We start from the raw sequence: 15230 nt of genomic DNA on the forward strand, positions 1-15230 counted from the left end.
CGTTGCCGGGCACCTGCCCGGCTTCGTTGTTTATTTTTCTCCTGTCCGGACACACTATGGCTACCTTACAATTACTTAATAATATTACCCATAAAGATCTTCGTGTGCAGTCGCACTACAGCGCAACGTTTGGCGACAACATCAGCAGTGTACTGGTTTTCCCCACCGAATTTGACGCGCTGCATAAAGAATACCCCGTGTTATTTCGCCGCCATGCCGAGCAAGGCATACAGGCCATTGCCCTACTGGGCCTCTGCGCTGGCGAAAACCTGTATTTAAACGAACACTATCCTCAGCCGCCTGTAGCAGGCAGTTGGATGGCCCGCTACGTTCCCGGCCTGTTGGCTAAAGGCCCCTTCATGATTGGCTATCAACAACAAAGTGGGGCCAGCGAAGCGGTGCTTCACGTCGACATGGACCACCCCAGAATAACCTACCCAATAAGCGACACAGAGAAGGATACGGGTAAACCGGTGTTTTTACCCAAAGGCGGTGAAAGCGATTACCTGCAGCATATAGTGGCTATCCTTAATCGCCTGCATTTGGGGCAGCAGGAAGCCAAGGCGTTTTATGCCGAGCTGGACCGCCTGGGTTTACTTACGCCGGTGAATCTAGCCATCACGTTGTCCAACGGCGATAAACTGGAAATTCAGGGCCACGAAACCATTTGTAAAGACACCTTTGCCGCATTACCCGCTGACACACTTGCCATACTTCACCAAAAAGGCTGGCTGGCCTATGTGTATGCGATTCAATCGTCACTGCACAATTTGTCGTGGTTAATTGACATGAAAAACGCATTGGAGCACAGCCGCTCATGAACCATTCCCAGCCGAATCATTCAGCGCAAGCAACCAAACCCCATGTTGTCATAGCCGGTGGCGGTACTGCCGGATGGATGACTGCCGCCGCGCTGGTAAAAAAGCTTGGCCCGCTGATCCGTATTACGTTAGTTGAATCGTCTGACATTCCCACCATTGGCGTTGGCGAAGCCACTATTCCGCCATTGCGGGTCTTTCATCAGCTATTGGGTATTAACGAAGCCGACTTCATGCGCGCCACGTCTGCTACCTTTAAACTGGGTATTGAATTTGCCAGTTTTGGCAAGCTCAACCAACGATACATTCACTCGTTTGGGCAAACTGGTCAATCGAGCTGGCTGGCTGAGTTTATTCATTTCTGGCGCGAAGGGCTGGACCGCGGCATCGCTACCGATTACGGCAGCTATTGCCTGGAACTGGCAGCGGCCAAAGCCAATAAGTTTTATACCTCTGCGCAAAACGCACCGCTGAATTACGCTTATCACTTAGATGCGGGTGCCTACGCCACGTTTTTGAAACGCTTGTCGGTGCAGGCAGGCGTTAAGCATGTAGTAGATACCATAGAGCAGGTAACACTAAACGACACGGGCAATATTGATGCATTGAAGCTCGCACAGTCGGGCAATTTACAGGGTGATCTGTTTATCGATTGCACCGGCTTTCGCTCGCGGCTGATGGGCGAGGCATTGAACGTAGGCTACGAAGACTGGTCACACTGGCTGTTTTGCGACCGCGCGCTGGCAGTGCAAACCGAACTCGCGCCACCACTAAAGCCTTACACGGTAGCCAGTGCCCACAGAGCTGGCTGGCGCTGGGAAATTCCGCTGCAACATCGCATGGGCAATGGCTTTGTGTACAGCAGCCAGTTTCTAGACGACCACGCAGCGCGTGACACCTTCAGCAAAGCACTAAGCAATAAACCATTACAGGAGATACGCGCATTACAGTTTACCACCGGCCGACGCTTAAAAGCCTGGCATAAAAACTGTGTGGCAATTGGCTTGTCCAGCGGTTTCGTGGAGCCCATGGAATCCACCAGTATTCACCTGATCGTAATGGGCATTACCCGGCTTATGCAGTTGTTCCCCTACTCGGGTAACACTCAGCATTTGCAGGACGAATACAATGCGCAAACGCAAACGGAGCTTGAGCGTATCCGCGACTTTATTGTGTTGCACTATCACGTAACCCAGCGCGAAGACTCGGCGTTTTGGCGTGCCTGTAAAAACATGCGCATCCCCGACTCACTGGCCGAACGTATTGAGTTGTTCACAGAGCACGGCCATGCCTTTCAGAAAGCCAGCGAATTGTTTCGGGTAGATTCCTGGTCTCAGGTCATGTTGGGTCAGGGTATATTGCCGCAAAACTGGCATCCGGCAGCGAAAATGATGAGTGACGAACAGTTAGCCGGGGCACTCAAAAAAGGCCAGATGGAAATCAGTCAGCGCGTGGCACAACTGCCGGAACACGGTGCGTTTGTGGGTCAGTATTGCGGGATTGGGATGTAGATGAAGATTGGGCGGTGGCCAATAATGTAGCCTGTAACTTAGAACGTAACATAGCGTAAATTCAGATAATAAGTTCAGCACATAATTGAAATATTGCGGCGAAGAGGCCGCCCTGGTTGTGCACCTAGCATAACGGCTTAACAGTTGTCACTGGACGCGGCGTGCTTGCCATCCCAAAACAGCACCGTAGCCGTGACCCAGGACGGCATCCTAGCCGTCATCCCAGAATCGCCCCCTAAACCGTCATCCCAGAATCGCTCAGCGATATCTGGGATCTCCAACGTTACCCTATCAGCCTAGTCATTGCCCCAGCGGATGCTTGATCAGATAATTCGCCACTGCAAATTCATAAAATTGAGCGATGTTCAGCGCTTGTATACGAGGCCAGTATTTTGCCGCGGCCTCTGGCCCTTGCTTCCCCAAGTGCTGTAATGCGGCAATAAACAGCGCCTCAGATTGCTCACACCGATCTGTGGAGTAGTCGAGTAGTTGCGCTTCGCTTATTTTACCTTTAGCGAAATCCAGCATATGAATGTGCCACTCATCAAGCTTGTATTCACCTTCTATGGTAGACAGCAAACGTTGTCGGGTAGCCTCATCACCGAGCATGGAGTAACTCATTGCCCCGTATACAACACCATAAAAATTCGAGTCATCATTTTCCCGGTAAACGTTCGCGAGTTGGGTTACTTTCTCCCAGTTTCCAACCGCAATACTGGCAAATATTTTGGTCTGTAAAATGAGCGCTTTAGCATTGTCAGGATCTAATCCGGTATCATTCAGGATCTTATTTAATTTCTGATCCCACAAGTACATTTCAAACAAAAAATCGCTATTAGTAGCATCTAACTTGGCAGCTTTGCTGGCGGCAAATGTTGCCAGGGTATATTTACCCTGAAAACGCAACGCTTCAGCCAGTTGTGACTGATAAAGCGCATTGTCGGGTACCAGCTTAGTGAGGCGACCGGCTTCACTGGCCACCTCACTGAAGGCATTGCCAATCTCGCCTTTGCACTGCTGTGCTTCCAGGTAACTGGTGCGATAGTGCACCCAGTCAGACAAGAGCTCGGGTTCTTCGTTGTTCCGTTTCAATCCTGTTGCTGCAACAAAATTTGCCAGTTCTAGCTTGTCCTGCTGGTAATAGAGATACGCCAACGCAATGTACGCGTTAATGAAAAAAGGATTATCCTGCAGACTCTGCTGTAGCATTTTGGTTTTCTCCGAATCACTTTGTGGTGGAGAAATCAGGAATTGCACATACACCGGTGGCGCCACGTCAAGCGTCGCTAAGAATGGATGTTGTTTATAAAATACCTGCCATTTGTCCAGATCATAATGCTTATCAACAAAACCCTTTTTAAGGTTTAAGCGATAGTATTGAAAGGCAAAATAGCGATCTGTTGGTGCCAGTTGCAGACCTTTTCTAAGATTAGACTGCAGCTTACTAAGCAAGGTTAAATCGGGCTCTTCATCAAACGTGGCTAACTGATAAGCCACCAGTTTCTGCAGCGCCTCGGTGTCTTTGGGATATTGCTGAACGTTTTGCAGCAACGTCTGTTCTTCAGCAGAGACATAGCTGACCTCTGGTGTCGTAGACGAACAGGCGCTCAGTAACATAACGCTGGCCACCAGCACAAATTGAATAGACTTCATCGTATTGTCCTTAATACTGATAACCGAGCGCTTCTGCACGTTTAAAGGCAGAATCAGAGGCTTCATCATTGCCATTGAAGCCCTGCACTATACCTAACAGGTACTGCACTTCGCCGTTGTCCTGATGTCCCGCCGCCAGCGCTTTTATGTACTCCAGTGCGTGCTCAAATTCAGCATTGTCGAGCATTGCTCTGGACCGGGCTATTTTATCTTCCAGGCTGACATCATCGTTTACAGAAGGTTTAGCCAGGATTTTTTCAAACACAAACATGCTCTCACTTTGCTTTTGAAATGCGTCGATAGCAGCATAAAAATCAGGGTAATCTTCCGCAGAAATCGTTTGAGCAAATAATACAAACGTTGTTTTAGCGATGACCTTGTCATCATTGGCTTCAGCTGTGTGAGTGACTTCAAAATACGGATTCTGGAAGTTCCTCGCCATATTCTGATTAACCAGCCTGGCCTTATCCCAGGGAGAAGGATAAACCGACTCAATATTCACAGTGATAGGCACCTGAATGTGCAAGCCCTGTTGTCGGCTTGCCGGTGGCTCCATGGTTGAAAACCCGGTAAATACCTTCAATATCTGGCTGTATCCCATTGAATAGTGGAAGTTTACAATCTCATCACCCAGAGTGAGCAGATTATTAAACTCGCCGCTTACCACGAAAGGCGTTGAGATATCGGCGGGATCTGACGCCACGTAAGAAGATACCCGGTTATCATGCGCAAATGGCGAAAGTAACTGTTCAATTACCATCAGCTTCTCTGGAGAATACTGATAGTAATTTCGCAGATTGGTTTCTACGTCTCCGTTAAAGGCCATTTTCACATCGATACCAATTTGCTTATCCTCTACCCGGTAATCGATGTTTACGTTAGCCACGTTATCTTCTGGCTGAATCGCCGGAATCTTCACCAGCCGCCCTTTCTTACCATCTACAACAAACGTGGTTCGATCGCCAAACTGAGCAGTAATGCCTGGGAAAGTACCCGTTTGCCCACTGGTATCCAGCCAGTAGCCACCGTCTTTCGAGTCCACATAAGTAATCATGTGATTAAAATCAAGAACCGGCAGATCATCGAAAATCAGGTTGCCGTTGTACGTGTTTATCAGCGCAGGGAATGCTTGTACGCCCCCTTCTTTTAGCAAGGCAATAATCAGCGTGGTTTGGTCTTTACAATCACCATAAGCATTGTTGAGTACTTCTTCAGCGGTATGCGGCTGATAACCGCCGCGGTTAACGTGCGCCCCAATATAACGCACATTTTTCTGCACATATTCAAATACCGCTTTAACCTTTTCACGCTCACTGTTTAAAGCCGCAAACAATTTACTCGCCAGCTCAGAAATATTCTGTGCTTTTACTTGTGTGGGAGTAAACATGTCCGCATACCAGTCATCAATGGTTTGCCAATCGTTCATCGTTGAAACATATACAGCAGGCTGCATGTCGTCGATGGGCGGCATACCTGATTCAACTTCGATTCCATCCAGATCGGTCATTTGCCATACGTACTGAACATTTCCGTCTTTTTTAGTGATAACAGGGGCAATATCAGTATTGCGATTCTTGGTGTAGAACGGGGTACTGGCCGGTAGGGTGAGTGTATTGGTCGATTCCAGAATGGGATCAATTCTCAACCAATTTTTTTGCGGCAGAAATTTGATATACCGAAAACCAACAGATGAATACCACTGTCCCTCAACAATCGGCTTGGTTTGTTCTTCATATATCTGATATTCAATGATATTCCCAACCTTTAGCTGCGGAACGGCAAATTCAATTTGCTTCATATCATCAAGGTAATCATCGGAGTTGGCAGATACTTCCGAGATTGCATCCTTTTGCATCTCGAATATCTGTCCATCCGGTGTAATTACCCGGGCAAACTCAATTTTGCTGTTGTGATAATAGGCGTTAAAAGAATTAACCAGTTTCGAGTAATCCGACACGGCTTCTTCATTGGTGAGATAAATGGCCCGGTAAAAGCGCGCTGTTTCAAACAGCTTGTCGTTTACATTTACCTGATTGCGGCGACTGAGCAATACTGCGCCATGTTTGGCAAAGGGTTCGGCCCTGCTCTTCAGGCTTAACAATGTCGCTTTATCCGGCCCAATACTGTTAGGATTTGCTATCGCGTGTCCGGCTAAACAATACATTACCAACGCTACAGCCAAACAGAATTTAACTACCATCCTTTCTTTCCTTGTAGAGGTTTAAGTACTGATGCTAACAGGTTTTTGGGTACCTTTGGAAGCTGCAAGCAACATCTGTTCACCCGCTTTAAAATCGACCATCACAACATGCGGGCAATCTTTAATAGCCACACCAGATGGCTACCCTGTTAGCGCACCATTCAGTCGAAACGGGTACTGAAATTTAGTGCTATTTCCGCCACGGCATGGCCAGTATTACTTTACGAAACTGCGTTAAACAAAAACGCCGCCCCTATTTCTCAGCTTCTTCAGATTGAAATTCAAGATGCACCCATTGCCCAACTTGCCTGACCGGCTTTCCGTTTTCGATCTTCAAACGGTATTTCCATTTCGATAGGGTCAGGACTGCCTGTTGCTCAAATGCCTTTGAACCGGAAGAGGCAACAACCTGAATATTGTCAGTTGTGCCGGTTTCCGTAATGTCGAATAACAATTCTACCCAACCGGTATCCGGTTCATTTACAAGGGGTTCAGTGATGTAGGATGGTGACGGTATGCCTGTTGTATTTAAATTTGAGTTAGGAGTGGCAGAACATGCCAATATCAGAAATAAAGATACAACAATAAACATGCTTTTGGTCATAGTTCCATCCAGAAAATACCTGTCCATTACTTGTAGTAATTTACCGGAACAAGTTGATTATTGCCTATCAAAATGTACAGCATTTGGTGTTCCTCGTTTTATTCAGAGTAGATTCTGGCTGAGTCGCTTTTCTTGCGAGATCCCTGATATCGCTGCGCGATTCAGGGATGACGGGATAGGAAAATTGAGGGCTACTACTTAATATGCTGTATTATCGCGTCATACGCTGGCTTCGGGCGACCATGGCGGTCGAACAGTAGCGGGTGGTCGGTACGACCGCGAATCGGCCAGTTGTTTCGCCACGAGTCGGCGTCTGTGGTACCCCAAAAAGTCACTCTGTTAATGCTATCGGCATGTTTAAGAAACAGCGTGAACAGTTGTTGATACAGGCTGGCAAGCTGCTGTTGCTGTGCGGCTGGCAAACCATTTGTATAAGGATCAAACACCGGGTGAGCAGCAAAGCTCTGGCTGATGTCTGCACCGTTAAAGGCATCGTCTGGCAGTGGCAATACCGATATATCCAATTCGGTAATGGCAACCGCTACACCAGCTTGTTTCAGCGAAAGAATACTCTGCTCAATATCTGCCAACGATGGATAAAACAGAGAATAGTGGCCCTGCATGCCCACCGCATCTACCTTAATACCCACTGCTGCCAATTGTTTTACCAGCCTCACAGCACCGGCCACTTTGGCGGGCTTATACAGGTTGAAGTCGTTGTAATACAACTGCGCACCTGGGTCGGCTTCCCTGGCAAAGCGAAATGCGTACACTAAAAAATCATCGCCGATGATTCGCCGCCACGGCGTATCACGCAACGTTCCATCTTCATTCAGGGCTTCATTAACCACGTCCCATCCGTACACCTTGCCCTTGTAACGCCCAACCAGTGTGTGAATATGTTCACGTAAACGATTGAGTAATGTGTCACGACTTACCGGATTACCCTGCTCATCCTCAAACACCCAGCCTGGCGTTTGCTGATGCCAAACCAGTGTATGACCTATCACACTGGCTTTGCATTGCTCAGCAAGGGCAATCAGCTCATCGGCCATGGCAAAATTAAATTGCCCGGGCGCAGGCTGAATGTGCTGCCACTTCATCGCATTTTCAGCCGTAAACGCATTAAACTCCCGGCACAATAATGTACTTGTTGCAGGGCGCTCCCCCATCAAGTCATGAGACTTGATGGCGGTGCCAATCAGAAAACTATTCTGATACTGCTGGGCTATCCCCTTAGGTGCAGTGCTTTGAGGAGCGCCCTCCCTGGGTGACGAGTCTTCATGAGTTGTGCCCACAGGTGCAGCAAAAGCCACACCTGATATTACCCACAACAACGCCGAGCAGAGCGTCAGTGGTTTTTTCAGCAAATTGTTCATTTAGTTTATCAGCACAGTAGCGTGGGCAATTTTGTTGCCTTTGCTAAAGCCTGGCTGACCATCGCCCACATACACTTCCAGCTTGCCTTTGTAAGGCACTTTATTGCCATTGGTATCTATATAAACCAATTCGTCTGCGGGTACAGTAAGTTGCACCGATACCTGTTCGCCGGATTTGACTGCGCTGCGGGTAAACCCTTTCAGGCTCACGTTGGGCGTGCGCACCGGGGCGTCGGGCATACGCACGTACAATTGAGTAACCTGTTCAGCATCGTAGTTGCCAGCATTTTTCAGTGTTACCGACAGTGTTAAATCACTGCTCACCGCCAACGCTGACGGGGCCTGCAATGCGCTGTACTGCATATCGGTATAGCTCAGTCCATAGCCGAACGGATACAACACGTCGCCCTTGAAATAACGGTAGGTGCGGTTTGCCATATCGTAATCGTCAAACTTCGCAAAGCCATCCAGATTGTGGTAGAAGGTTACCGGCAAACGGCCTGACGGACTCACATCACCCCACAGCACACGAGCAAGTGCGGTACCGGTTGCTTCTCCGGGATAGAAAGCTTGTACGATGGCATCTACATGCTCATTTTCCCAGTTAAGTGCCATGGCACTGCCACTGAAGTTCACCAATACCACTGGCTTACCTAGCTTATGCATGGCTTTGATCAGTGCCTGCTGTTCAGCGGGCAATGCTATGCTTGAACGATCACCGTAGTCGAAGCCTTCCAGTTTAACCGGCATTTCTTCGCCTTCGATACGCGGCGAAATGCCCACGGCCATCACAATTACATCGGCTTGTTCTGCTGCCTGCTTAGCGTCAGCCAGCAGTTTGGCGCTTTGATTCACCCAGCGTAATTGCCACTCCTGCAGCAAGTTGTCGGCGGTATTCGATACTGGATCAGTAGCGAAAACATGGGTAATTTCCAGCGCGTAGGCTTCGCCCGCTTTCAGCGACACAGCCCCCTGTATCGGTTTACCATTCAGGGTAATAGTGCCGTTGCCATCAAACAAGTAATCACCGCTTGTGGTCGGCACCAGCTCGGCTTTAACAACCATGCCGTAGTCGTCGAGCATCTTACCCGTTACCGGCGAATGCATGTTGCGAATAGTCAGTTCGTTCAGCGTTTCTGTTGCTGCGGCCTCACCGGTCATGTTGGCAGGGAAATGCGGATGTGCAAAGTTAGTCATCTTTGAACGCTCAACGGCAAAATAAGAGACTTGCGCACCCGGTTGCAAATTGCCATTGGCGTCGCGGTGGAACAACACGTCGCTGTCCAGGGTTTGCCAATGACCATAAATATCGGCAATCAGCGCGCTGCCTGGCGCGTAGGTTACGTTTTCTTTGCCTACTTTATTTGCAATGCCGTCTAACACAGTTACCGGATTCACCGGCAAACCATTGTAGTTGCCCAGCAATACGTCCTGATTGTCGCCATTGGGGCCAATCACAGCCACTTTAATACCTTGTTTAAGTGGTAATACGCCATTGTTCTTTAACAACACCAATGACTTTTCACTGGCTTGTAGGGTGAGCGCCAGATGCTCAGCCGACCCCACGCTTTCCATAGGAATAGACGAATAAGGTACACTGCTGTCCGGATCGAACATACCCAGCTTAAAGCGTGTCATGAACAGCCGGGTAACGGCCTGATCGATAAGTGACTCTTCAATGAACCCTTTTTGCACTGCGAAGGTCAGGTTGGCAAAGCTACTGAGCGTGCCTACCCCGCAGTTCAGATCGGTACCGCTGTTCACCGCCCAGGCCGCCGCCGCAGCCGGTGCCCGTGTAGAAGCATGGGCAGTGCGGTCGTAGAAGTCGGCTATGGCGCCGCAATCCGACATCACATGGCCGTCGAACGCAAACTTACCGCGCAATATGTCTTTTAACAGCATGTCTGAGCCACAGGCTGGCATACCGTTAACCCGGTTGTAGGCACACATTACTGCTTCTACATCGGCATCCACCACAGCCTTTTCGAATGCGGGCAAATAGGTTTCGTAGAGATCCTGATCTGACACCACGTAGTTGTCTGAATGGCGGGTAATCTCGGGGCCATTATGCACCGCAAAATGTTTGGCGGTAGCCGCCGTTTTCAGATAAGTATCGTCTTCGCCCTGCAGACCGTTGATAAAGGCCACGCCTAGCTCACCAGTTAAATACGGGTCTTCTCCATACGTTTCCTGACCGCGGCCCCAGCGGGGATCGCGGAAAATATTGATGTTCGGTGACCAGTACGTCAGTCCCGCATAGCGATACGATATACCCTGTGCTTTAAACGCATGATGTTTCGCTCGACCTTCGTCGGAAATCACTGTTGCAATGTCGTTCAGGAACTCGCGATCCCACATGGCGGCCATACCAATCGCCTGAGGAAATACGGTTGCCTCGCCAGCCCGCGCAACACCGTGCAAAGCTTCATTCCAGTAATCGTAGGCTGGTACCCCCAGGCGCTCGATGGCTGGGGCATCGTTATACATTTGCGCTATTTTTTCAGCCAGGGTCATGCTGTCAACCAGCGCTTTTACCCGGGTTTCCATAGGCAGAGCGGTATTCAGGTAATCAGGCTGCTGTTGCGCAGCTTGCGTTGTCTGATTCGCTGGCGATTGAGATTGAGAACAGCCAGTCAGTGCTAGCGCGATGGGCAGAGCGGTAAACACCAGTGCTTTTTTCACGGCATTGGCCGTTGGTTTAACGAACATCTGTTTCATATTTGAATCACCTTGGGAAGTATTCAGGCAAGATACCGCAACCACCAACAGGCACAATTGCCCTACGGCAAAACGTAAACAAGATGTAAAAAAACGCTATATATGTTCAACGCACAGAAGACAAAGACACGCCAACAGGCGTGTCTTAATGTATGATAAAATTACAATTTTCGCTTTTAAGGGCCAATTACAAAGGGCAACGAATGTGTTGCTCAATAGCGGATTCGTAGTAAGCAAACAAACGCTGATGAGTGGTTTTATCGATAACAGGTAACTGACTCACACTGGCATTTTGCGTTACCTGAAACGCTGAACTTGCGCCGGGAATAATGGTAGTTACCGCGTCGTGATCCAATATCCAGCGCATGGCAAATTGCGCCATCGTCATCCCTTCCGGCACTGACTGCTTCAGAATATCCACTATTTCAAGCCCCTGGTTAAACGCAATACCGCTGAAGGTTTCACCCACGCTGAACGCTTCGCCGTCCTTGTTATAATTGCGATGGTCTGTGGCCGCGAACGCCGTATCTTTGCTGAACTTGCCACTTAACATACCGCTTGCCAGCGGCAGACGCACAATAATGCCTACCTGCTGGGCTAAAGCCCGGTCAAACAGGGCTTCTATCGGACGCTGGCGCAACAGATTAAAGATAATTTGCAGCGATTGCAGATCGCTGTGCTCAAGGCAAATCTCTGCTTCTTTGTGTGTTTCCACACTGGCACCAAATGCGTTGATCAGGCCTTCCTGCTGGACTTCGCGAAGCCAGTCAAAAATATGCCGTGCGGCAAGCACTTGCTCGGGTACGCAGTGCAGTTGTAATAAATCGATACAATCCCGTTGCAAGCGGTCTTGTGCTCGACGCACACTGTCACGCAGATCCGTTAGGCTATACCCGTCGGGATAGGTACCCGCTGCACGTCCGTATTTAGTGGCTATCACTGCCTCTGGTGCAAGCTTATTCAATATCTTACCCAGATATTGTTCACTGATGCCGTTGCCATACACATCGGCGGTATCAAAAAAATTGATCCCCTCTTTTACCGCCTGTTCAATCACCGCTTCAGCAGTGGCGGCAGACACCGGGCCAAAGTCGCCGCCCAATTGCCAGCAGCCCAAACCCACTTCACTCACCGACAGACCGGTGCGGCCCAACGTCCGGCTGTTTACTTGTGTCTTATTCGGTGACTTGTGCGATGACTTATTCATATTGCGATCCACTTGTTTTTGCCAACAACGCCAGTGCCGTATTAACTGCGTTGTCGGGGGTAAATCCAAAGTGAGTTAACAATACGCCACCCGGTGCAGATTCTCCGAATCGGTCCATCCCGATAATGGCGCCTTCTGTCCCAACGTACTTGTACCAGAAATCTTTGTGCGCGGCTTCAATCGCCAGCTTTGGAGTACCGGCAGGCAATACGGATGCACGGTAACCAGCGTCCTGTGCATCGAATCGTTCGGTACAGGGCATTGACACCACACGCACAGCAACGCCCTGCTCCGCCAATGTTGTAGCTGACGATACCGCAATCGACACCTCTGAACCGGTGGCAATGATAATTAGTTGCGCCTGTGTGTCTGGCTCAACCAGCACATATCCCCCCTTTTGGATACTCTCGACCTGCTCATCCAGGCGTTGCTGAGCCAGGGTATTCTGACGGGAAAATACCAGCGCACTTGGCCCTTGCTGGCGCATAATGGCCTGGCGCCAGGCTTCCGCCGTTTCTACCGCGTCGCACGGGCGCCAGGTTTCAAGTTGTGGTGTCATGCGCAGGTTTGCCAATTGCTCAATGGGCTGATGCGTCGGGCCGTCTTCACCCTGTCCAATGGAGTCGTGCGTGTAAACAAAAATGCTCGGTACTTTCATCAGCGCTGCCATTCTCACGGCATTGCGAGCGTACTCCATGAACATTAAAAACGTGCCGCCATAGGGAATAAAGCCGCCGTGTAGTGCTATGCCGTTCATGATGGCGCTCATGCCAAATTCACGCACACCATAGAAGATGTAGTTTCCAGCGGGATCGTCCTGAATGCCCCTGGCATCCGGCCACAGAGTCAGATTTGAGCCAGCCAGATCAGCCGAGCCCCCCATCAACTCAGGTAACAAAGCCGCGTAGTGCCCTATTGTATTTTGAGAGGCTTTACGAGTGGCTATATCTGCCCCGCTTTGTTGGCAAGCACTTACATACTCTGCAGACTTTTGCGCAAAGTCTGCGGGTAATTCGCGATCCATTACTCGGCGACGGAACACACTGGCGAGCTCTGGATAGGTGTTAGTGTATTGCTCAAGTAAGGCTAACCAGTCAGCCTCGCGTTGCAGCCCTTTAGGTTTAGCATCCCATTGCTGGTAAACACCCTGGGGTATGTCGAATGGCGCGTAAGGCCAGTTAAGCTGTTTGCGTACCAGCGCAATCTCATCCTCGCCCAGCGGTGCACCATGACAGTCATGGCTACCCGACTTATTGGGTGAACCAAAGCCGATAGTGGTTTTGCAACAAATCAGTGTGGGGCGCGTTGTTTCGGCTTGTGCCTGAGCAATGGCATTGGCAATGGCGTCAGGGTTGTGGCCATCCACATCCGCAATTACCTGCCAGCCATAGGCCTGGAAACGTTTAACGGTATCATCACTAAACCAGCCCTCTACGTGACCATCAATAGAAATACCGTTATCGTCCCAAAACGCAATGAGTTTACCGAGCTTTAAGGTACCCGCAAGCGAACAGACTTCGTGGGAAATACCCTCCATTAAGCAGCCATCGCCCAGGAAACAATAGGTAAAATGATCGACCACGCTAAACTCTGCACGGTTAAATTGGGCCGCCAGGGTTTTCTCGGCAATGGCCATCCCAACCGCATTGGCAATACCAGCCCCTAGCGGCCCGGTGGTGGTTTCCACACCCGGGGTATAACCGTATTCCGGGTGGCCTGGGGTATTAGAATGCAACTGACGGAACTGTTTGATATCGTCAATGCTTACCGCATAACCACTAAGATGCAGCAGGGCGTATTGCAACATGGAACCATGACCATTCGACAATACAAAGCGGTCGCGGTTTACCCACCCCGGATTGGCCGGATTGTGTTGGTAAAATTGCTGCCACAACACGGTGGCAATATCGGCCATGCCCATGGGCGCGCCCGGGTGACCCGACTTAGCCCGTTGCACGGCATCTACAGTTAACATGCGAATGGCATTGGCAGCCAAAGAGTGAGTGTCAGACATAATTCATTCCGGTTTAAAAACAATAATTAGCCAGAGAGGGTAAACAGCCTGTTTGGGAGCAGCAATGTCCTAGCACAATTAAGTAATACCCATATTGAAAATCGTCACATTTGTGCGTTTGTGAATTTTTGGTGATTTTCACCACACATCGCTACTTTAAGTGTCGGCATTCGGCACGGTTTACGCTACACTGTGCGCACTTTTACAACTGGTAAGACGACTGCTGTGAAAACCTTTCTTCATACAATTAATGGCGCACTGTCTGCGTTGCTTTATGGGCTTAATACCTGCTTTTGGGTGCCGTTCGTGCTTTTTCTGGCTTTATTCAAGCTAATCCCCATTCCTTTTACCCAACGCGTATTAACGTACATTCTGGATGCCTTTGCGGTGGGATGGATAAGTGTGAACAATCTCAACCAACGCATTTTCAGCCGCACCACTGTAGAAGTAACAGAACAGGGCGAGTTATCGCGCAACGATTGGTTTCTGGTGATTGCCAATCACCAGTCGTGGGTAGATATTCTGGTACTTCAGCGCATTTTTAATCACAAAGTGCCGTTTCTGAAGTTCTTCCTGAAGAAAGAGCTGATTTGGGTACCTGTATTAGGTCTGGCCTGGTGGGCACTGGATTTTCCGTTCATGCGCCGTTACAGCAAGTCGTTTCTGGCTAAACATCCGCACCTGAAAGGCAAGGATATGGAAACCACCCAAAAGGCCTGTGAAAAGTTTAAATCGAAACCAGTGAGTGTGATGAACTTTGTAGAGGGCACGCGCTTTACCCCGCAGAAGCACGCTCGTCAGAAATCGCCATTCAAACATTTGCTGAAACCCAAAGCAGGCGGCATTGCATTTGTGCTGAATGCCATGGGTGGCCAGTTGCACAAATTGATTGACGTTACCATTCACTACCCACAGGGCATTCCTACCTTCTGGGACTTTGTCAGTGGTAAAGTAAACGACATTCGGGTACACGTAAACGTCACCCCCATTAAAAACTTGTTTCCGGCACACATCAATATCAGTGAGTATTTCGACAGTGCCGAGCAACGCGCGCGTTTTCAGCAATGGCTGAATGAGCAATGGCAAACCAAAGACAACCTACTAGAAAATTGGAAAGCAGTATAAA

10 protein-coding genes are annotated in these 15230 nt (G+C 49.4%); 3 read left to right on the forward strand and 7 right to left on the reverse strand.

Annotation, left to right across the window (positions count from 1 at the left end):
- Positions 1 to 56 precede the first annotated feature (56 nt).
- Both FJ444_RS14710 and FJ444_RS14715 read left to right on the forward strand, forming a co-directional pair.
- The gene (locus FJ444_RS14710; protein ID WP_140959427.1) at positions 57 to 821 is read left to right on the forward strand and encodes a SapC family protein; all 765 of its coding nucleotides are present in this window, start codon (positions 57 to 59) and stop codon (positions 819 to 821) included.
- Positions 818 to 2329 carry a tryptophan halogenase family protein gene (locus FJ444_RS14715; protein ID WP_140959429.1) on the forward strand — a complete coding sequence of 504 codons (1512 nt, stop codon included), beginning with the start codon at positions 818 to 820 and terminating at the stop codon, positions 2327 to 2329. Before FJ444_RS14710 ends, FJ444_RS14715 begins: the two co-directional genes overlap by 4 nt.
- A 300-nt stretch (positions 2330 to 2629) precedes the next feature.
- On the opposite strand, the gene FJ444_RS14720 is transcribed toward FJ444_RS14715, so the two are convergent.
- The 7 genes from FJ444_RS14720 to tkt form a co-directional block, all read right to left on the reverse strand.
- A complete protein-coding gene (locus tag FJ444_RS14720; RefSeq protein WP_140959431.1) occupies positions 2630 to 3982 on the reverse strand; it encodes a lipopolysaccharide assembly protein LapB in 1353 nt (450 codons plus the stop codon).
- A 10-nt stretch (positions 3983 to 3992) separates the two neighbouring features.
- Positions 3993 to 6182, reverse strand: coding sequence for a DUF3857 and transglutaminase domain-containing protein (locus tag FJ444_RS14725; protein WP_140959433.1), 2190 nt, complete (start codon positions 6180 to 6182; stop codon positions 3993 to 3995).
- 253 nt (positions 6183 to 6435) lie between these two features.
- A complete protein-coding gene (locus FJ444_RS14730) occupies positions 6436 to 6786 on the reverse strand; it encodes an energy transducer TonB (protein ID WP_181405182.1) in 351 nt (116 codons plus the stop codon).
- Positions 6787 to 6980: 194 nt separating this feature from the next.
- On the reverse strand, positions 6981 to 8165 hold the full coding sequence (locus FJ444_RS14735) for an endo-1,4-beta-xylanase (protein ID WP_140959437.1): 1185 nt from the start codon (positions 8163 to 8165) through the stop codon (positions 6981 to 6983).
- Positions 8166 to 10883: a glycoside hydrolase family 3 C-terminal domain-containing protein gene (locus tag FJ444_RS14740; RefSeq protein ID WP_255439201.1), complete on the reverse strand. Its 2718-nt coding sequence runs from the start codon at positions 10881 to 10883 to the stop codon at positions 8166 to 8168.
- Between the two features lie 187 nt (positions 10884 to 11070).
- On the reverse strand, positions 11071 to 12090 hold the full coding sequence (locus FJ444_RS14745; RefSeq protein ID WP_140959439.1) for an aldo/keto reductase: 1020 nt from the start codon (positions 12088 to 12090) through the stop codon (positions 11071 to 11073).
- Complete coding sequence (gene tkt, locus FJ444_RS14750; RefSeq protein WP_140959441.1) at positions 12083 to 14104, reverse strand: transketolase; 2022 nt, start codon at positions 14102 to 14104, stop codon at positions 12083 to 12085. The genes FJ444_RS14745 and tkt overlap by 8 nt, the downstream gene beginning before the upstream one ends.
- A gap of 225 nt (positions 14105 to 14329) precedes the next feature.
- Between tkt and FJ444_RS14755 the strand changes: the two genes are divergently transcribed.
- The gene (locus FJ444_RS14755; protein ID WP_140959443.1) at positions 14330 to 15229 is read left to right on the forward strand and encodes an acyltransferase; all 900 of its coding nucleotides are present in this window, start codon (positions 14330 to 14332) and stop codon (positions 15227 to 15229) included.
- Position 15230: the final 1 nt, after the last annotated feature.

Source organism: Aestuariibacter sp. GS-14 (assembly GCF_006494365.1).
Classification (GTDB): Bacteria; Pseudomonadota; Gammaproteobacteria; order Enterobacterales; family Alteromonadaceae; genus Alteromonas; species Alteromonas mangrovi.

Bases quoted from the DNA above. Each gene is read 5' to 3' on its own strand.
- FJ444_RS14710 (WP_140959427.1), top strand. From the start codon at position 57: ATGGCTACCTTACAATTACTTAATAATATTACCCATAAAGATCTTCGT.
- FJ444_RS14715 (WP_140959429.1), top strand. From the start codon at position 818: ATGAACCATTCCCAGCCGAATCATTCAGCGCAAGCAACCAAACCCCAT.
- FJ444_RS14720 (WP_140959431.1), bottom strand. From the start codon at position 3,982: ATGAAGTCTATTCAATTTGTGCTGGTGGCCAGCGTTATGTTACTGAGC.
- FJ444_RS14725 (WP_140959433.1), bottom strand. From the start codon at position 6,182: ATGGTAGTTAAATTCTGTTTGGCTGTAGCGTTGGTAATGTATTGTTTA.
- FJ444_RS14730 (WP_181405182.1), bottom strand. From the start codon at position 6,786: ATGACCAAAAGCATGTTTATTGTTGTATCTTTATTTCTGATATTGGCA.
- FJ444_RS14735 (WP_140959437.1), bottom strand. From the start codon at position 8,165: ATGAACAATTTGCTGAAAAAACCACTGACGCTCTGCTCGGCGTTGTTG.
- FJ444_RS14740 (WP_255439201.1), bottom strand. From the start codon at position 10,883: ATGAAACAGATGTTCGTTAAACCAACGGCCAATGCCGTGAAAAAAGCA.
- FJ444_RS14745 (WP_140959439.1), bottom strand. From the start codon at position 12,090: ATGAATAAGTCATCGCACAAGTCACCGAATAAGACACAAGTAAACAGC.
- tkt (WP_140959441.1), bottom strand. From the start codon at position 14,104: ATGTCTGACACTCACTCTTTGGCTGCCAATGCCATTCGCATGTTAACT.